The sequence below is a fragment of the Pseudarthrobacter sp. BRE9 genome (assembly GCF_031844305.1).
GTDB lineage: Bacteria > Actinomycetota > Actinomycetes > Actinomycetales > Micrococcaceae > Arthrobacter.
This window is the reverse complement of record NZ_JAUZUY010000002.1, coordinates 21,880-39,117: the sequence shown is the minus strand read 5'-3', so window position 1 is coordinate 39,117 and position 17,238 is coordinate 21,880. Positions and strand designations below refer to the sequence as shown.

Annotated in this window: 15 protein-coding genes; 2 read left to right on the top strand and 13 right to left on the bottom strand. The window is 62.8% G+C overall.

Annotated features, from left to right (window positions below; translation table 11 throughout):
* Nucleotides 1-119: 119 nt before the first annotated feature.
* From Q9R31_RS05115 to Q9R31_RS05105, 3 genes are read right to left on the bottom strand one after another with little or no spacing between them, the layout of a single operon-like run.
* On the bottom strand, nt 120-1,268 hold the full coding sequence (locus Q9R31_RS05115; protein ID WP_311261673.1) for a MaoC family dehydratase N-terminal domain-containing protein: 1,149 nt from the start codon (nt 1,266-1,268) through the stop codon (nt 120-122).
* Nucleotides 1,265-3,391 (bottom strand): acetate--CoA ligase family protein, encoded by a 2,127-nt coding sequence (locus tag Q9R31_RS05110; protein WP_311261672.1) that lies wholly within the window; start codon nt 3,389-3,391, stop codon nt 1,265-1,267. Before Q9R31_RS05110 ends, Q9R31_RS05115 begins: the two co-directional genes overlap by 4 nt.
* On the bottom strand, nt 3,392-3,988 hold the full coding sequence (locus tag Q9R31_RS05105; protein WP_311261671.1) for a VOC family protein: 597 nt from the start codon (nt 3,986-3,988) through the stop codon (nt 3,392-3,394).
* 119 nt (nt 3,989-4,107) lie between these two features.
* Here Q9R31_RS05105 and Q9R31_RS05100 point away from each other — a divergent pair, with 119 nt between their 5' ends.
* Nucleotides 4,108-4,929, top strand: a complete 822-nt coding sequence (locus tag Q9R31_RS05100; RefSeq protein ID WP_311261670.1) for an IclR family transcriptional regulator — start codon at nt 4,108-4,110, stop codon at nt 4,927-4,929.
* On the opposite strand, the gene Q9R31_RS05095 is transcribed toward Q9R31_RS05100, so the two are convergent.
* The 3 genes from Q9R31_RS05095 to Q9R31_RS05085 all read right to left on the bottom strand — a co-directional run bounded on the left by Q9R31_RS05095 (nt 4,915) and on the right by Q9R31_RS05085 (nt 8,858).
* Nucleotides 4,915-6,477: a CocE/NonD family hydrolase gene (locus Q9R31_RS05095; protein WP_311261669.1), complete on the bottom strand. Its 1,563-nt coding sequence runs from the start codon at nt 6,475-6,477 to the stop codon at nt 4,915-4,917. The genes Q9R31_RS05100 and Q9R31_RS05095 overlap by 15 nt on opposite strands.
* Before the next feature lie 40 nt (nt 6,478-6,517).
* The gene (locus tag Q9R31_RS05090; protein ID WP_311261668.1) at nt 6,518-7,783 is read right to left on the bottom strand and encodes a M24 family metallopeptidase; all 1,266 of its coding nucleotides are present in this window, start codon (nt 7,781-7,783) and stop codon (nt 6,518-6,520) included.
* Between the two features lie 238 nt (nt 7,784-8,021).
* Nucleotides 8,022-8,858, bottom strand: a complete 837-nt coding sequence (locus Q9R31_RS05085; protein WP_104997695.1) for a crotonase/enoyl-CoA hydratase family protein — start codon at nt 8,856-8,858, stop codon at nt 8,022-8,024.
* 172 nt (nt 8,859-9,030) lie between these two features.
* Between Q9R31_RS05085 and Q9R31_RS05080 the strand changes: the two genes are divergently transcribed.
* Entirely contained in the window at nt 9,031-9,906 is an 876-nt protein-coding gene (locus Q9R31_RS05080; RefSeq protein ID WP_104187860.1) for an oxaloacetate decarboxylase, read from the top strand.
* A 168-nt stretch (nt 9,907-10,074) separates the two neighbouring features.
* Here Q9R31_RS05080 and Q9R31_RS05075 read toward each other — a convergent pair whose 3' ends face one another.
* The 7 genes from Q9R31_RS05075 to Q9R31_RS05045 form a co-directional block, all read right to left on the bottom strand.
* Complete coding sequence (locus Q9R31_RS05075; protein WP_104187857.1) at nt 10,075-10,890, bottom strand: enoyl-CoA hydratase/isomerase family protein; 816 nt, start codon at nt 10,888-10,890, stop codon at nt 10,075-10,077.
* A gap of 207 nt (nt 10,891-11,097) precedes the next feature.
* Complete coding sequence (locus Q9R31_RS05070) at nt 11,098-12,720, bottom strand: FAD-dependent monooxygenase (protein ID WP_311261667.1); 1,623 nt, start codon at nt 12,718-12,720, stop codon at nt 11,098-11,100.
* On the bottom strand, nt 12,717-13,637 hold the full coding sequence (locus Q9R31_RS05065) for an SDR family oxidoreductase (protein WP_311261666.1): 921 nt from the start codon (nt 13,635-13,637) through the stop codon (nt 12,717-12,719). The genes Q9R31_RS05070 and Q9R31_RS05065 overlap by 4 nt, the downstream gene beginning before the upstream one ends.
* A complete protein-coding gene (locus Q9R31_RS05060) occupies nt 13,630-14,259 on the bottom strand; it encodes a nuclear transport factor 2 family protein (protein WP_311261665.1) in 630 nt (209 codons plus the stop codon). The genes Q9R31_RS05065 and Q9R31_RS05060 overlap by 8 nt, the downstream gene beginning before the upstream one ends.
* Nucleotides 14,260-14,262: 3 nt before the next feature.
* Complete coding sequence (locus tag Q9R31_RS05055; RefSeq protein WP_311261664.1) at nt 14,263-15,453, bottom strand: acetyl-CoA C-acetyltransferase; 1,191 nt, start codon at nt 15,451-15,453, stop codon at nt 14,263-14,265.
* A 41-nt stretch (nt 15,454-15,494) separates the two neighbouring features.
* Nucleotides 15,495-16,238, bottom strand: a complete 744-nt coding sequence (locus tag Q9R31_RS05050; protein ID WP_311261663.1) for an NAD(P)-binding domain-containing protein — start codon at nt 16,236-16,238, stop codon at nt 15,495-15,497.
* 76 nt (nt 16,239-16,314) lie between these two features.
* The gene (locus tag Q9R31_RS05045; RefSeq protein WP_158677217.1) at nt 16,315-17,238 is read right to left on the bottom strand and encodes an SDR family NAD(P)-dependent oxidoreductase; all 924 of its coding nucleotides are present in this window, start codon (nt 17,236-17,238) and stop codon (nt 16,315-16,317) included.

Genomic DNA, 17,238 nt, shown 5'->3' with positions numbered 1-17,238 from the left:
ACTTCGCCGATCTTCGTTCACAAATAACGCTAAGAGCCGCCAGGTCATGACCGGCATAGCAATGGACGCCAATAAGGCGGGAAAAAGCGTCAGCTATTAACGCTTCGCCCGGATGTGGGTCAGCTGCTCCGGGTCTCGGCCAGCGAGACGACCGCTACGGCACTCGTGGTCTCCACGCCCAGCTGATTGATGGCCTTCACGGTGACTTCAGCACATGCTCCGTGGGACTCGTCCCGGAACACGCGGGTGACCTCGCCTCCGATCCACTGGGTGTCGCCGAAGACACCGGGCTGCTTAATGCGCACCGAAAGCGACACGAGGTCCGCGTCGTCCCCCATCCAGTTGGTCACGCAGTGTGCCATCCACGAGACGCGCTGATTGCCGTTGTCGTATGCGCCGGGCATGCCAATCGCGTGCGCCATAGCAGCGTCCTGGTGCCCCAAACTCGGGAAGGGCTCGGAGAGGAAGTGCTCGGGACCGAGGTTCGTCGGCGCGTTTGGGTCCCCGTTCCGCACCCGCTCTTGTTGGCGCACGCGGGTCTCGACCCCGCGGTAGCCGGCGGTACCGATCGCTCCGGCATAGTACGCGGTCATGGTGATGAGGTCGAGTGGACCCTTGACGACCTGCGGTAGGACATCGCCGACGGACACCGTCTCCGCGAAGCGCGTGCGCCGGCCGCGGATCTCCTCAGCCAGGATCGCGGCCCGGATCTGTTCCTTTTCCTCGTCCGTGTAGACATGGGGGTCGCGCGGTTCGTGCATGCGCTGGCCCTCGGAACTTCGAGCCACGCACACGATCGTATTCCGGACGATCCCGACAAGTTCCTCACCGACGAAGTAATCGGTGCGCCCCACCTGCTCCACCAGGCGACCAGAGCGGCGGCCCACGCGTTCCCGGACGTCTTCGACGAAGGCGCGGGCGCGGACCCGCTCGCCCAGGCGTATCGGCCGGCGGAAGTCGAGGTCGGCATCAAGGTGGATAGCCTGGATGCCCTCCGACATCCCCATCGCGACTTCGGCGTCGCACACGGAGTAGAGGAATGTGGGGGGTGCGATCCGGGTACCGTGACGCGTTGTCTGCGCGTACGAATCCGACAGCCACAGCGGGTTCTCGTCACCGATCCCCCATGCGTAGTGGCGGATTGAGTCGGTGCTGGCCTCCTCGTTCCATTGCACAATGACGGCTGGCTCACCGATGAAGCTCTTCATGTAGGCCACGTCTTCATCGGTGATCTGCTTTGCAGGCACGCCGGTGGTGGAGGTGGTCATTGTGTTGGGCCTCCCGAAGTGGTGTGGACCGACACAACGGCGTCGACGACTGTGACGGTTGCTGTTGCCGGGTCCGCAAGGATCGGATTGAACTCGAACTCGTGGATGTTTCCTTGCTGTTCCGCCCAGGCAAGAATGTCCATCACAGTAGTGGTGAGCGCGTCGAGGGTCTTCCCGCCGGCTTCCCCGCGAAGGCTGGTGGCCACCACGCGCGCGTCAGAGATAGCTTGGCGGACCTCCGGCCGGGACACTGGCAGCGGAAGGATACTGATATCGTCAATCGCCTCAGTCATGCCTCCCCCCGCCCCGATGACGAGGACTGGACCGAACTCGGGATCGCGCCGGAGCCCCACGAGGACTTCGGTCTTCCCTGGGGCCATCGCCTGGACGGAGATCGTCGCGGCCTCCCCCTGGATGGATGTGAGCTGGGAGGCTGCCGCGCGAGCGCTGCCGGAGTCGTTGACGCCGATGAAGACGCCTCCGGCGTCGGCCTTGTGAAGGATCTCGGCATCATCGATTTTGATCGCTACCGGGAAGCCGATTTCCTCGGCAGCCCGGACGACGCCGTCGACATCACGGACGGCGCGGCTTGCCGGCACAGGAACGCCGGACTTGGCCAGGGATTCGGCCACCTCGCGCCAGGTCAGGTTGCACGTCCCGCCCGTTGTTACCGCCTTGAGCGCCGCCCCTACCAGCTCGCCGCGATTGGCACGGGTGCGTTGGACCTGCGCCCAGGAGGATGCGGCCGCGACGGCATCCAATGCCCGCCCGGCTGTGGGGAGGGACAGGACTCCCGCCTTGCGCAGGACTCCTGCCTGGGCAGCAGTGACCCGGTCGTCCTCGGACAGGGGGACCACCATGACACGTACTCCCGCCGGGATGGTCATAGCGGCGAGACCGGCCGCCAGCTCATCGAAGTCGTGCGCAAGCCGGGTCGCCGTCACGATGACCCATCCGCCGGACGTCGTGGCGAGAACCCGCTCAACGATGCGCAGGTAGTCAGCAGTTGTGGACTGTACTCCGACGTCGATGGGATTGCCGAGGTGGTTGCTGCCCACCGCCTCGCCTATTGAGTGGAGCGCTTCCGGTTCAAGATCGCGGAACGTCAGGCCGCGGTCGTCGGCCAGGTCGTTCCAAAGCCCTACCTGGGCGCCGGAGGTGGTGACGACGGTCAACTCCTGGTCGCGGCCGGAGAGCCGCCCGTGGAAGACGTCGAAGGTCTCGGTCAGGTCAAGGAGCTGCTCCGGCGAGGTGCACACCATTCCGAAACGGTGGCGGAGGACGCTTAGAGCGACGCGGCCGCTGCCTGCGAGTTTGCCGGTATGCGACTGGGCGCTCATCGCGCCGCGGGTGGACCGGCCCAGCTTCAGGATGATGACCGGGATACCGCGATCCCCCGCAGCGGTTGCAGCGGCCTCGAGATCATCGTTTGCGCTGAAGCTCTCGACGATGCAGGTGAGGACATGCGTGTCCGGATCAGCGCCCAGCCACTGCGCCCAGTCGGTAAAGCCCGTCGAAATCTCGTTCCCGGAGCTGGCCCAGGCGCTCAATCCGCTGGCGCCGCGTGCGGCGAGGGACTGCATGAGCGCGTTTCCCAGTCCGCCGCTCTGGCTGAACATCGCCACGTGACCGGCCGGAATTGCGCCACGTTGCAGGACAGATGAGAAGGTTGCGGTCAGTGACCGGCCAACGTGCATGAAGCCGATGCAGTTAGGGCCGATGAGTCGGGTGGTGCCCTTAGCCAAATCCGCACGGAGCAGCTCGTCGCGGTCATGCCGGCCGGTTTCACCGAAGCCGGCGGCGAACGCGACCGCGAAGGGGACGCCAAGCGCGACGCATTCGCGCAGATCCTCGATGACCCTGTCGGCGGGCCCCACGAGGACGGCGACGTCGGGCACCTCGGGGAGGTCGGAGAGCGTCTCCACCGTGGGTACACCGAGCACTTCCTTGTGCACGCTGCTGACCGCGTAGTACCGCCCCTCGAATCCGAGGCGGGATAGGTAATCGAGTGTCCGCCCTGAGGTCTTCCAGGGGTCCCGGGAGGGACCAACCACAGCTACACTCTCTGCCTTCAACGGGTTATCGATGCGCACGGGGCTCAAAACAGCCTTGCTCTCCAACATTTACATTCCTCCAGTCCGTCGCACGGTCGCCGGCCGTCGGGTAGCCGGAATTTCTATTGCCTCGACCACCACGCCGAGATCACGGTCGGTGTCAAAGTAGGCGAATCCGCCGTCGCCGCCCTGGCCATAACCGCGCGCTGTTTGGGTAACCCGGTAGCCGGCTCCCTCCATAAGCGCGATCGCCGCATCCAGGTTGTCCACGAATACACCCAGGTGGTGGAGGCCGGTGCGGCCCTGCTCGGTGAACTCGTGGTAGATGCTTGGGCCTGCCAAGGGCTGGATGAGTTCGATCTGCGGATTGGAACCGCCCATGGCGAGGCGCATCGCGAAAGCACCTTCCTCGGCGCCAAAGCGCGACCAGGGCATGAACTCCTGGTCGTAGTGGTAACAATTCCACTCTTCGATGCCGAAGGCGCGTCCGTACAAGTCGATGGCCTCGTCGAGGTCCGACACAAGGATCCCCACCTGCCCCACGTCTCCGATCGGAACAGGACCTGCGGAATGAACCTCCGGAAGGCCTGCAGGTTCCTGCGCCGTGCGGGGAGTGGCACCGTTGCCACCATCCCCAAACTCGCTCTTTGTGATAGTTGCTTTCATAATGTAATAACTACGCTACCCTTCTGGCTGCTGTCAACGGATGAAGTTCTCCCCCTGCAGGAAGGGCCGCTTCTCGTGTCCCTGTGGCCCTTCTTTCGCCATGTGCGTATGATTTCCGCATGGCAAGTACAACTAAGACAGCCGTTAAACCGTCCACCGACACGGAAGCTCCGAAGGACCTGGTCCAATCGGTTGCCCGTGCGCTCAACATCGTTGATGTCGTTGCGGCGTCGAAGGAGCCGATGCGGGCTCAGTCGATCGCGAGCGCAGTCAACCTGCACATTGCGACGACGTCGCATTTGCTGGCGACACTTGTACATGCCGGTTACCTGGAACGTAACGAGCGCACCTACAAGCTCGCTGCCGGGAAAATTCTGGATCTAAGTTCGCGGGTGGAAGAGGACTGGCGTCCCTCTCCGCTGGCACTCCGTCTCCTGAAAATGGTGGTTGAGGCTACTGGCGAAAGCGCCTACTTGTCCGCATGGCAGGGAGGCACCGTCACCGTGGTTGCCGTGGAGGAAGGCAGCCACGCCGTCAGGGTGGCGGACCTGCGGGTCGGTGTTTCCGGCGACATTCATGCACGCGCCTCCGGGAAGGCACTCCTCGCCTTCGGTCCGGAATCACAACTGGAACGGGTCCGCTCCGTCGATGGTGAACTCAACAGACGAACCGAACACACGATCACCACCCTTCCTGAATTTTTGGCCGATCTTGAGTTGACCAGGTCACGTGGTTACGCACTGGACCACCAGGAATACGTCCTGGGCGTCTGTGGCATGGCAGTTCCAATCTTCGAAGGATCGCAGCGCCCCCGCACCGCATTGTCTGTTACGGTCCCGCTTCATCGCTTTACCAACGAGGAGCACTTCCAGCAGTGCCTCGATGCCCTGATGGAAGCCCGCCGCCTGGACGACGAAGAAGGCGACTCACCCCAGCCCTAGTACGTCAAGTTCCAGTACCGGCCTCTCGTCCGCACAAACGTTCAAGAGTGTCCGGGGCCCATCCTCCAAGCGGGGGAAATCCGATGTGGCAAGGTAGGCGCACAAACGCATGCCTTTCGCCACCCGGACCGAAGTGGAACCAAGATCCACGTTGATTGACTCCGCGTTTCCATCGCCCGTCCTGCTGTACGACGATCCCTCGCACAGCAACTCAGGGGCACCTGTACTGTCGAGCGTTGCCAGCTTGACGACGACCGGCGTCGGGCCAGCAGCGGTCACCTTCAGCCGGCACGTAACAGTGCCCATGATTTCGATATCGTCATCCAGTGGCTCCGAAATGAAGGCGTGCACGTCCTTATGGGCATGCAATGCCTCCAACGAGCGCGGACCTGAGTTGGCCCCCACTTTGTAGCCGGGGAAAAATGTCCGCCCTCCGATCGTCGGGACGGGGGAATCCACTGACGACGCCGTCAGGGCAGCCATGATGGCCGTGGGATCCTCTGTGTTGCTGGGGCGCAGTCGAAGTTGCACCCGCTCGGCGCCCTCAGGCGGCCAGCTTGAGAAGCATCGCCATTCATCAGCTCCCATGGAGAAAACAGTCACAGGATGCTTAGAGTGGTTGCGGCCATCACGCACTTCCTCCAGCCAACCAAGTTGGAGCGACGTCGGGTCAAGGCTGTCGAACGAAGATGCCGGACCGAACGAGCGGGCCGGAAACCAGCCCCCCATGAGCCCATGCGCCCACGGCCCAACCAACAGGCGATCGTGGGGATTCTGTGTCCCGGCGGCCTCCCGGCGGACAAAACTGTCTACCGTTCCGCGAAGGAAGATGTCGAACCAGCCTCCAATGACAAAGGCTGGCACGTCAACCCGCCCCGCCAGCTCGGGATCCACCAGGGTATGGCTTCGATCCCGCCAGTCCTGCAGGTAGGGCGCGAATTCCCCTGCTTCCTCAACCAGCTGGTGGAAGGTGCGGATGCGCCCCTCTGCGACGTTCCGCTCCAGGGCTGCGATCCGGGGTCGGCTTTTTTCATCCATTCCGCTGCTTGCGAGGAGAATCGATACCCAGTATGCAAGGAATCCCAGCACCACGTTGTCGTCCTCATAAAGCCAGCCGGAATGGACATCGTCGGCGGTCACGGCCGGAACAATACCAATGAGGCCTTCAGGATTCCTCGCTGCCGCCAACCACTGGCTGATCCCTACGTACGAGCCCCCAGCCATACCCACGTTGCCGTCCGACCAGGGCTGTTCGCGCACCCACTCAATAGTGTCAACACCATCATCGGCTTCATTCACAAAAGGGACGAAGTGGCCCTCGCTTCGGAAACGGCCCCGCACGTCCTGAACCACCACCACCCATCCGCATTCCACGGCGCGCAGGACATTAATCCACGTGTTGGCATGTGCTGGGTCATCTTTGCAATAAGGCGTCCGTATCAGCACTGTGGAGCGGGGTTCCCCTTCACTTGGCCGATACACATCTGCGGAGAGAGTAACGCCGTCGCGCATTGCGATAGGAACGTGCTTTTCAACTATGAGCTTCATGGCAACCTTCGCTGTGTTGCTTCCGCACCGGCTGGGATGCTCACCCGGCAGTTTGGACCATGTCGAGGCGCGGGTAGTGGTCAAGCAGTTCCGCACCATTGGCCGTGACGACAACGAGGTTCTCGAGACGTACACCTCCCACCCGGTGCTCCCCTTCGATCCCTTCGATGGCAATGACCATGCCTTCTTTGATCTCCTCAGGATGGGCAAGGGACCACGAGCGCGTGATAGTCGGCGGGTTGTAGTGGATTGCCCGCGATCCTGCGTTGACGAGGCCGATTCCGTGTCCGAGTTCGATGCTGAAGCATTCCGCCTCGGACGGAAAGCCGAGGTCTTCCGCGGGTGCCAGTACGGCGGCCACGTCAGCCGTGCTGGCGCCTGGTTTCATGAGCGACATCGCCAGATCCAGGCGGTCCGTCAGCTTTGTGTAGGAGGAGCGCTCGGCTGAGGTGGGAGCGCGGCCGACGACGTACTGGCGGTAGAGGCACGCCGTGTACCCCATGTAGGAAGTTCCGCAGGTGAGCAGGTACGCGAGATCGCCATGCTCAACGATGCGGTCTCCGCCGCTGATCCCCCGGGGGAATGACAGTGGACCGGAGAGCAGACGGGCAGCTCCCACTTCCGCGCCGGCATCTTCGATGGCGCGGCGGGCCATCAAGGCAATCTGGGCCTGCTTGGTTCCGGGCCGCAACGCGGCCCGTGTCGCCTCGAAGCCTGCAGTGCTCAAGCTCGCTGCCATCGAGATACAGGAAATTTCGTCAGCTGTCTTGATCGTTGAGCATTCGAGCAACAGCGGGAGCCCGGGGATGGTCTCGATTCCGGCATCGGCCAGCGCATTCATGCCTGGCTCATCGATTTCGCTGACTGCGAGACGCTCGCCCGCGAGGGAACGTGCGGCGAGCTCATCGCGAATCTGTGCCGCGAAAACAGCTGACAGTTCGGCAATGGCAGAACTGGGCGCCACACCGCCAAGCCAGGAGATGGCTGGGCGCCAGTGCTTGATCCAGGGAGCCTGGTCGGGCATTTGCTGGAGTGATCCCGCCGGCGCGAACACGATTGGTTCGTCGTCTGCGAAGAACAGTGCGTAGCCGACCTGGAGCGAGAATTCCCCCCACCAAAAACCCGTCAGATAACGCACATTGTCCGCGCCGGTGAGCAGCAGCGCCGGTATGCCCTTCGAACGCATCAGTGCCCGCATACGGTCAGCGCGTTCACGGCGCATCCGGTCGAGATCAACGCCTACGTGCAGTTCTGTACGCGCCGGTCCGAAGTGCAATTTCTGGTGGTTTTCGGGCATCGTTGCCATGGCCTTTCATTTTTTGTGCTGAACGGTGGTCCCGCGGCTATCGAGGCGTCGTCCGCGGCGATGCGGTCGGGCCTTCCGGGAGCCACGGGCGCCCCGTAGAAGTTCGGGAGGCCCACCGGTTGTCCGATGAGGTCAGTGATCATCCGACGTTTGTTCTGAGATAACGCTAAGAGCCGGCGGACCTTGAGCGACACGGCATAGGACGCCAATGACGTAGGAAGCCATGCCAGAATCCTGATTACGGTGCTTCAGTGGCCCGCGTTGCCTGTGCAGCGGCAACCCATGCCGGGTCACGCCGTTCCACGAAAGCCAGGGCGCCCTCACGTGCTTCCGGTCCGCTTCGCAAGGGAGCAACGATTTCTTCCTGGGCAGCGAAGCGCGCCTCCGCCGCCGCATACCGCGACTCCGTAATGATGCGCTTGGCGGTCTTCATTGCCACGGGGCCGTTGAGCTGGATTTTCCCGGCGAGTTCGAGCGCGGTGTCGAGCGCTTTGCCCGGGTCCGTCAGCCTGTTGATGAGGCCGAGCTCGGCGAGGCGTGCCGCAGTGATGGGCTCCCCCAGCAGCGCCAGTTCCATTGCGATGTGATAGGGCATACGGTCCGGCAGGCGGAGCAGCCCGCCGCCGGCTGCGATGAGTCCCCGTTTTACCTCGGGCAGGGCAAACGACGCCGTTGAGCTGGCGACGATCAAGTCGCATGCAAGGGCAAGCTCAAATCCTCCCGCGTAGGCGTAGCCCTCGACGGCGGCAATGACAGGTTTCACCGGCGGCCGGCGGGTGATGCCGGCGAAGCCGCGTCCGTCGATGACCGGGACATCCCCTGCTGCAACCGATACGAGGTCGGCGCCGGCCGAGAAATATCCGCCTGCACCGGTGAGGATGGCGATGCTGGCAGAATCATCGGCATCAAATTCATCGAACGCGGCCGCAAGCGCGAGGGCGGTGGGCCGGTCAATCGCGTTGCGCTTGTGCGGACGGGTGATCGTTATGACGCGAACTCCTCCGGAGTTGCTGACGTGAACGCTCGGTTCATTGGTGTTGTTGCTTACTGCCTCTTGGGGCTTGGTCTGTTGCATGGTCTTCCTTTGGATCGTTTGATGAGGAGAGAGCAACACGGTGCTGACTCCCTTGTCGGCGCATTTCAAATAGTGAATGTAGTTAGCGTGATACGATAGTAACACTGCTACGTTCCGCGAAAACTCTTTCCCGTCGTAGCCATAAACTCCGACGAAAAGAAGGGAAAAGCCCATGAAACCCGCACAAAGACTCCGGGAACTGCTTGCGGACTCCAAAATGATCATCGCGCCGGGAGCCTACGATGCACTCTCGGCGAAGATGATTGAGCAAGCCGGCTTCGACGTCGTGCTCATCGCCGGCGGCACCTACTCCAACTTCCACTACGGGGTGCCGGATAACGGCTTTATTTCCCAGGGCGAACTCATCGAGGCCGGCAGGCGCATCACGGCAATCACCGATCTGCCACTCATTCTCGACTTCGATGATGCAGGAGGATCACCTCTCCAAGCCTTCCGCGGCGTCCAGCTTGCCGAGCAAGCCGGCGTCGCAGCCCTGCTCGTCGAAGACATGGTGCCCGCAACGAAGCACTTTTGGACACCCAAAGACGGCGGAGAGCGCTGGAAGCCGCAACTCAAACTTCGCAGCGTCGAGGAGATGAGCAACATCATCCGTGCCTGCGTGGAAGCCCGGACGTCCCCGGACACGGTGATCGTTGCCCGCTCGGATGCCAGCCGCTTTGGCTTCGACAATCTCGCTGAGCGCATGGCTGCTTATTCTGCCGCCGGCGCAGACATGCTCTATCCGTGCGGCTATCCCCTTCTCGACTTGCCCAAGCTCTCGGCAGTCGTCCCTGGCAAGTACGTCATGGTGACCGTGAAGAATCCCACCCTGGAGGAGCGCCAGGAACTCGAAGACGCCGGCGTGAAGATGCTGCTGGTCATAAACACCGTGAACGGGGCCGTGGCAGGCTTCCGCGAGAATCTGTCCCTCCTGGCGCGTGGTGAGTTGCTCGAGGGTGAAGCAGAAGGCGGCGCTTACCTGCCCATCATGGAAGCAATCGATGCGGCAGAGTGGGCCCGGCGGGCCCGCCACTTCGGTTATTCCTGACAGATCTTCCAGACGCAACCGTTCCTGGCCGGGCTTTGGTTCCTGCCAGGAACGGTTTCGTCGTTTACAGCGATTCGCGTGGCGAACATCCAACGCCCTTGGTTAGCGCAGTTAAACAAGAGCAGAAAGCGCCGACGACATCTCAAGTCGTCGGCGCTTCCGTTTGTGTCAGGCGGGCGTCTTGACGCCTGCAGCGAGTTCCGGTCCGGTGAGCGGAGTCGGATTCCAGCCTTCGCCCATGGCAACAAGACCTTCGGTCATCATTCCGTGGCTGACCGCGTCATTCATGGTCTTCTTGAGCTCGTTCACCATGAGCATCCGGGTGGATCGCAGCGTCAGCGTAGGCTTCGCAGCCAGCATCCGTGCGAGCTCGTATGCCCGGGTGACTACCTGATCCTTGGGCACCACTTCGTTCACTGCACCCCATTCGTAGGCCTGCTGCGCAGTGATCTCCTGGCCGGTAAGGTGGAAGTACCGGCCGCGGTTCAAACCAATCACCAGCGGCCAGATAATCTGCATCCCGTCGCCGGGAATGTTCCCCTGGGAGAAGTGCGCATGATCGGCGAATACGGCATCCTCGGAAGCGATGACGATGTCGCAGAGCAGGGCCTGCTCATTGTGGTACCTTGCAGGACCGTTTACTGCGGCGATCATCGGGACTTCGATGTCGAGGTGGCCCAGCACAAGGCGCTTGGCGTCGTGATGGAGGCCGAGCCAGATCTCGGGTGTGACCCAGTTCTTGTTTTCAATCGGGGCTTCCTTGTCGATGAAGGTGTCGCCCGCCCCGGTAATGATGACAACGCGGTTCCCCCGGTCCCTGCTGATGTCATCCCAGAGCGATGAAACGTTGTCATGGACTCCTACACCCCAGACCACGTCACTGCCATCCGTGTGGAACGTGACCAGCAGAATGCCGTCTTCATCACGCTCCAGTTTGATGTGCTGGTACTTGTCCTTGTAGTCATCAAACGTTATCCACGCCATCGTGAATCTCCTTATTTCTGTAATTGAGTGATGAGTTACGGCTACTCGCGAATTGTCCGACCGCTGGCCATACTCTCGTAATATGAACCTTATATACAAATGGCGCAAGTTCTCAATAGTAGACGTTGAAAAAATGGCGCCGGGAATAGTGATGTGTCGAGCCCTGTCACCTACCTTCCGGCGGCGGCAGGTCAAGTTCCGCCGGAATCATGGAGTTGTTGTCCGGCCGGCGTAGGCAAGCAGTGCGCGGTCCACGGCTCCGGGGTCGTTGCCGTCCAGGCGGGCAAGTACGTGGCCGTCGGGCCGTACAAGGATGGCTTCGTCCCCTTTGACACGGTAAGCGGCCGCCCACGCGGCCTCGGCAGCGATGAAGTCCCCGGAGAGCCCGAACGTTACCGAGCGGTGGGGAATGCCGTGGATCTCTGCACGCCGCCCTGCTTCCTGTGCAGGCTCCGAACCGGAACGAGCGAGGATGGTCAGATCACGTCCGAACAAGTCAAGCGTGGAGACAGTGGCCTCGGCGTTAAGCCAGACATGCGGTGCGCGTTCACCCACGGCAGCGGTCGGGGTGAAGGTGCCCACGGGCCAGCCGGCATCGAGTGATGTGGCTCCGGCAACCGCTCCCCGGTCATAGCGGAATCCGATGTCCAGGCCGGGGTGTACGAAGTTCTCCGGCCGGAAGGAGCGCGGGCCTTCATCGGAGTTGCCCACAATGGATCGGAAGTTGCGCACAGCTTCGGCCATGTTGAACACTGCGACTGGCCGCCGCTCCATTTCGTAGGTCTCCAGGAGGGCAGGATCCGCCCAGCCCTTGAGGACGGCTGCCAACTTCCATGCGATGTTGTGGACGTCCTGGATGCCGGTGTTCTGGTTGAACCCGCCGTAAGGAGGCATGACGTGCACTGCGTCTCCGGCGAGCAGGATCCGGCCGGACTGGTAGCGGTCGGCCACCCAAGCGCCCACGGTCCAGGTCCGAGCGTCCATCAACTCCACCGTCTCATCGGGATCCCCGATTGCGTCGCGTATTTGCGTCGTCCAGTCGATGTCTTCGAAGGGCATCCTGTCCATGACCAGTGGGCGGCCCAGCATCGCCACGCGGTCGGTTGCGTCCACGGGAGCGATCACCACAGCCCCGATCGTGTCCGGATTATCGAGATAGATGAAGCTGGACGGGTCGCCCGTGCGCCGCTGGATGACAGGCGAACGGAACAGCACACTCACCGCCGTCTGCAGGTCCTGATCCCCGGTGGTCCCGATCCCCAAGGCGGTGCGCACCTGGCTGGCTGCGCCGTCGGCTGCGATCACATACTTTGCGGCGACGAGTTCGGGGCCCTTGTCACTGGTGACGGACACGAGGACCTCCGCCCCTGTGTCGTTCACCGTCGACACCGTCTTGCCGAACTGGAGGGTGACGCTGTCCTCGGCCTGCGCCGCGTCAACCAGTATGGGCTCGAGCGCGTCCTGGGAGCACAGCACTACGTCCAGGGTCTCCGGACCGAGGCTGGTGTCGGCGGGTCCATCCGCATGCGCGTTGCTGGTGACGACTGAACGCCACGGCGATACGGCATCGCTTCCGAGCAGGCGGCGTGGTCCGCCGGGAAGCGCGGCTGCCCGAACTTCCTCGGTGAGGCCGAGTTCGCGAAACACCTCCATGGTGCGGCAACTGACCGCCCGGGACCTGGGGTGGCGCGACCGCTCGATCCGTCGCTCGACCACGAGTGTGTCGACGCCGAACCGTCCCAGGAGGATTGCCGCCGAAAGCCCGACCGGACCGGCTCCGACGATCAGGACGTCGACGGTGCGCTTGGCGGGTTCGTTCCGCTGGTTCACTGGCTGACTCCTGCAAACTCCGTCAGCTCGGGCTCTGTGATGCGGGAGTCCATGTACGTCAGTTGGCCGCACGGCTGCATTCTGGCGCGCAGCACATCATCGAACGCTGCGCTGACGTCAAGGGGCGTCCATGTCTCGCGGGTGAGGGCGGAGTCGACGATGGCGGGGTGCGACAGCAGCATCAGGTCATGCCCGTTCGCAAAGCGGACTACCTGGCCGTTTACTCCCTTGCTGAGGTCGGACAAGAGATAGAGAACCACTGGAGCGTTCGTGGAAGGCGGCGGCGCAACAGGGTTTCCGCCAAAGAATTTTGTGTAGGCCTCGGTTCCTGCCGTCATCATCGGTGTGTCGGCGTGGGGTGCCATGGCGTTGACCCGGATGTCTCCACCTTCGGCGCCGAACTCGGTGGCCCAAGCGAAGGTCAAGGAGGCGATCGCCGCCTTGGCTGCGGCATAGGCACTCATCATCCGAAGACCCACAACCGCGCCCGAGGTCACGTTGACAATCGACCCCTTGCCCTCCATGGCTGCGAGACCGTGGACCGACATGAAGTAAGTACCGCAGACGTTGATGTCGACGTGGCGGCGAATGTGCTCGTGCGTCTCCTGCCCGGCAGTCACGGTCTCCAGGTAGCCGGCGTTGTTGACCAGGCCGTCCAGCTTCCCGAAGCGCTCCACCGCAGCAGCGATCAGCCGCTGGCAACTGTCCCAATCGGTGACGTCCGCCGCGACGGCTAATGCTTCGCCGCCCTCGCGGTTAATTGATTCCGCCACTCCCTCTGCGCTTTCAGCATTAATGTCGGAGACAACCACCCGGGCGCCTTCCGCTGCGGCTGCGCGTGCATACGCCTCGCCGAGTCCGCGGCCGGCGCCGGTAATGAGGACGTGCTTTCCAGCGAGGATTTGATCGCTAGTCATTAAGATGCTCCTTTGCATTCGTAGTCTGGACCGGGGATGCTTTTCCCCAATCCGTGGCATAGGTCGGGTCGTGCGGATAGCGGTCGCCGAAGTTGGACGTGGGCGGAATGCCGAACAGCTCGGCGACGTCCGCTTCCGGAGCGAGTCTTTGCGCCCCGTCCCACACGCAAGTCCTCGCGAGCACCTTCCACTCCCCCTGGCGCCGCTCGCACAGATCCCGGTAACGGCCCAAAAGAAGGTCGGTAGGACCGCCGTCGGCCGGTATGGCCAGGTAGATAAACGCCGTTTCACGCCTGGCCTGGTTGCCGTTCAATTCAATGAGTATGTTGGTTACGTAGTGACTGGCCTTGTGGGCGGACTCCCGCCGCATGGAATACACCCAGTCGCAGAAATCATGGGACAGGCCCACGAACATGCCATGATCTTCAGTCGCTTCAGGCCAGTAGGTGGACTTCACCAGGTCAAGGTCCTTGCGGTCCATGCCCCGGCAATAGCGGATCATGTTCTCGTTCAACTCCTGCTTGGCAATAAGGACCCGAAGTTGCTGCAGTTCGGCGGCCCAGTCCGCCGTGTTGCCGTTTTTCGACGCAGCCTCCTTCATGAGCTCAAATACTTCAGTCATCTATCAGCTCAGGGACAGGAGCAGTGCCTCGCCCTGCCCGCCTCCACCACAGAGGGCCACCGCGGCCTTGCCCCTTCCGCGGCGCTGGAGTTCGTACACGGCCGAGACGACGACGCGTGCCCCCGAGGCGCCGATGGGGTGTCCGAGAGCAATGGCACCGCCGTTCACGTTGACCCTGTCCATCCCAATTCCGAGCTGCGCCGCCGAGTGGATCGCCACGGAAGCGAACGCTTCGTTGATCTCCACGAAGTCCAGCTCCCCCGCAGTCCAACCTGCGGCTCCAAGCGCCTTCGCAATGGCCTGGGCTGGTTTGTCCGGCAGTGATGTGTCCGGGCCGGCGATCTGACCGTGGGCCCCTAGTACCGCCACGACCTCTAAACCGTGGGCTTCCGCATAGCCGCGCGTGGTCAGGACGACGGCGGCAGCGCCATCCGTGAGCGGTGAGGCGTTGCCGGCCGTGACGGTACCCGCGGGGGAAAACGCCGGGCGGAGTTTGCTGAGGGACTCCTCATTGCTGTCCGGCCGGACACCCTCATCGCTGCCTGCCAGTTCAGGCCCTCCCCGGCGACGCGGCACTTTGACCGGAACAATTTCCGTATCGAAGGACCCTGAACCTTGGGCCGCTGCTGCCCGCCGGTGGGAGTCTGCAGCGGCCTTGTCCTGCTCGGCCCGCCCGATGCCGAGTAAGTCATTGGCACGATCAGTATTGAGGCCCATTGACTCTTGGTCGAAGGCATCGGTGAGTCCGTCGCGGGCAAGGGCGTCTGTCAGCACTGCGTTCCCGTAGAGATGCCCGGCCCGGGAACCGGAAAGCAGGTGCGGGGCATTGCTCATCGATTCCTGTCCCCCTGCGATGACCACTTCCGCTTCCCCAAGCTGGAGCAGCCGGCTGGCTTCGATGATCGCGCTCAGCCCGGACAGGCACACCTTATTCACGGTGACGGCGTGGGCACTCAGCGGTATCCCCCCGGCTACCGCTGCCTGCCGGGCAGGGTTCTGGCCGGCCCCTGCCTGAATCACATGGCCCATGACAACGGCGTCAACAGCATCAGCACTAATGCCTGCCCTGTCCAAGGCGGCAGCGATTGCAACCCCGCCCAGCTCGACGGCGGAGACCGAGGCGAACTGGCCCATCATCCGGCCCTGGGGAGTCCGGGCAGCCCCGACGATGACTACATCTTCTTTGAGGTTCACTTCTGCTCCTTGGCCTGCGGCCGACGGTAATTGTCACGAGTTCAGCTGTAGATGGCCCGATGCAGTCGGACAAGGTAGGCCGCAGTAACTTTCGAATAGTCCGGGAACCGTTCCATGATGGCTGCAAGCGCGATGTCCCGTCGCTGCGGCAGCCGGGCCTTCTCAGCGGCAGCAAGGGCCTCCGGTAGCGTCTCGCGCGTGAAGTCGGTGCAGTAGCTGGGCGCTCCGGGCTGCTGGCGCCAGGAGTCCGCCAGGGATCCGGCGTCGACGGCGTCAAACCCGGTCTCCTCGACGAGGGCCATCGCTACCGCCTTGTCGCGATCGCGATCCGCGGCCACAGGGATGGCAATCCGTTCGGGATCCCCATCTTTTCTTCCATAGGCCTCGAATGACTCGGCCGTGATGGCGTTCCAGGCCTTCGCAACCGGGCGCCCGAGCTGCTCGGTAATCCAGACGCTTTCGACCTGCCCGTCTTCCAAGGCTTCCACCCGCCCATCACGGACGGGGTAGTAGTTGGACGTATCGATGATGACGGCGTTGGCCGGGAGGTCGGTGATAAGGGTTCTAACCTCGGGCATCCGGCTGAGCGGCAGGGACGTGATGAGGACATCGACGTCGGTGACAGCGCTGCTTGCCTCTACTGGTCGTGCACCCGATGCCACAATGTCGGAACTGATGGTTTCGGGGCCGCGGGAATTCGCAACCTTAACATCATGGCCGGCTCCACTCAGTTTGCGGGCGAGTGTCGCGCCTATCGAACCTGCTCCTAGAATGCCGATCTTCATGAGAATCCTTGTTTTGAGTTGGGAGCCAGTGTTGGCCGTGATCTTGCCGGTAAGGGACGGTTATGCAGCGACGCGGTCACCTCGAGACGTCTGCCGCGTTGGCGGGGAGGACCTCGTCCAGTTCCGGCGCCAAGTACACCATCTGGTCGCGGAATGACTCGCTCGCGTTGCGGAATGCCCGCAGCTCGCCGTCCTTCATGAGCACCTCTCCGCTGTCGGCCCAGCTCTCCGGCGTGGGCGCTTCGACCTTCATTCGCGGCATGCCGGCAATCGCGACGCGACCGGCAGCAACTCCGGCGATCTCAAACGTTTCGCCGAAAACTGCCGTGTCCTGGTGTGCCAACCACGTTACGAAGGCAGACACCGAACTTGCCGGAACGGTCGTGCGCATCGCGTCCTTAATGACGGGGTTAGGGAAGGCGTCCTCCGTCATCGGCGTCAAGGCAACCGGCATCAGCGTGGTGACTTGAACTCCCACCTCGCGGGCCTCGGCCGCGAGGGTGATGCCGAGACCCCAGATGGCGGCCTTGGCGGCGTTGTAAGCCGAGTCCGTGGGCACGCCCATGACCCCGTTTGACGAGATGTTGATAAGCCGCCCAGTGCCTGAGGCGATGAGGTGCGGCATGGCAGCACGTGAGACTCCGACGACGCCCTTGACGGCCACGTCGAAGATGCGCCACCACGTGTCGGCTTCCATCTCCCAGAAGCGGCCGAACGCATTAATCCCGGCGTTGTTCACGACGATGTCGAGCTGCCCAAAGGAGTCGAGTGCGGTCTGGACGATCTCAGGCGCCTCGGTGACGACGTTATGACTGTCCACCACTGCGGTGCCGCCTGCGTTGGTTATTTCGGCCACAGCTTCGGCTGCGTTCGCCGCGTTGACGTCATTGACGACGACCCGCGCCCCGCGGGAGGCGAGCATCTTTGCGTGCTCGCGGCCCATTCCCTGTCCTGCGCCCGTGACGATTGCCACCCGGCCGTTGAAATCAAGATTAGTCAT

Coding starts and splice junctions, on each gene's coding strand:
- Q9R31_RS05115 (WP_311261673.1), bottom strand. CDS start 1,268: ATGACCACCTCCACCACCGGCGTGCCTGCAAAGCAGATCACCGATGAA.
- Q9R31_RS05110 (WP_311261672.1), bottom strand. CDS start 3,391: ATGTTGGAGAGCAAGGCTGTTTTGAGCCCCGTGCGCATCGATAACCCG.
- Q9R31_RS05105 (WP_311261671.1), bottom strand. CDS start 3,988: ATGAAAGCAACTATCACAAAGAGCGAGTTTGGGGATGGTGGCAACGGT.
- Q9R31_RS05100 (WP_311261670.1), top strand. CDS start 4,108: ATGGCAAGTACAACTAAGACAGCCGTTAAACCGTCCACCGACACGGAA.
- Q9R31_RS05095 (WP_311261669.1), bottom strand. CDS start 6,477: ATGAAGCTCATAGTTGAAAAGCACGTTCCTATCGCAATGCGCGACGGC.
- Q9R31_RS05090 (WP_311261668.1), bottom strand. CDS start 7,783: ATGGCAACGATGCCCGAAAACCACCAGAAATTGCACTTCGGACCGGCG.
- Q9R31_RS05085 (WP_104997695.1), bottom strand. CDS start 8,858: ATGCAACAGACCAAGCCCCAAGAGGCAGTAAGCAACAACACCAATGAA.
- Q9R31_RS05080 (WP_104187860.1), top strand. CDS start 9,031: ATGAAACCCGCACAAAGACTCCGGGAACTGCTTGCGGACTCCAAAATG.
- Q9R31_RS05075 (WP_104187857.1), bottom strand. CDS start 10,890: ATGGCGTGGATAACGTTTGATGACTACAAGGACAAGTACCAGCACATC.
- Q9R31_RS05065 (WP_311261666.1), bottom strand. CDS start 13,637: ATGACTAGCGATCAAATCCTCGCTGGAAAGCACGTCCTCATTACCGGC.
- Q9R31_RS05060 (WP_311261665.1), bottom strand. CDS start 14,259: ATGACTGAAGTATTTGAGCTCATGAAGGAGGCTGCGTCGAAAAACGGC.
- Q9R31_RS05050 (WP_311261663.1), bottom strand. CDS start 16,238: ATGAAGATCGGCATTCTAGGAGCAGGTTCGATAGGCGCGACACTCGCC.
- Q9R31_RS05045 (WP_158677217.1), bottom strand. CDS start 17,238: ATGACTAATCTTGATTTCAACGGCCGGGTGGCAATCGTCACGGGCGCA.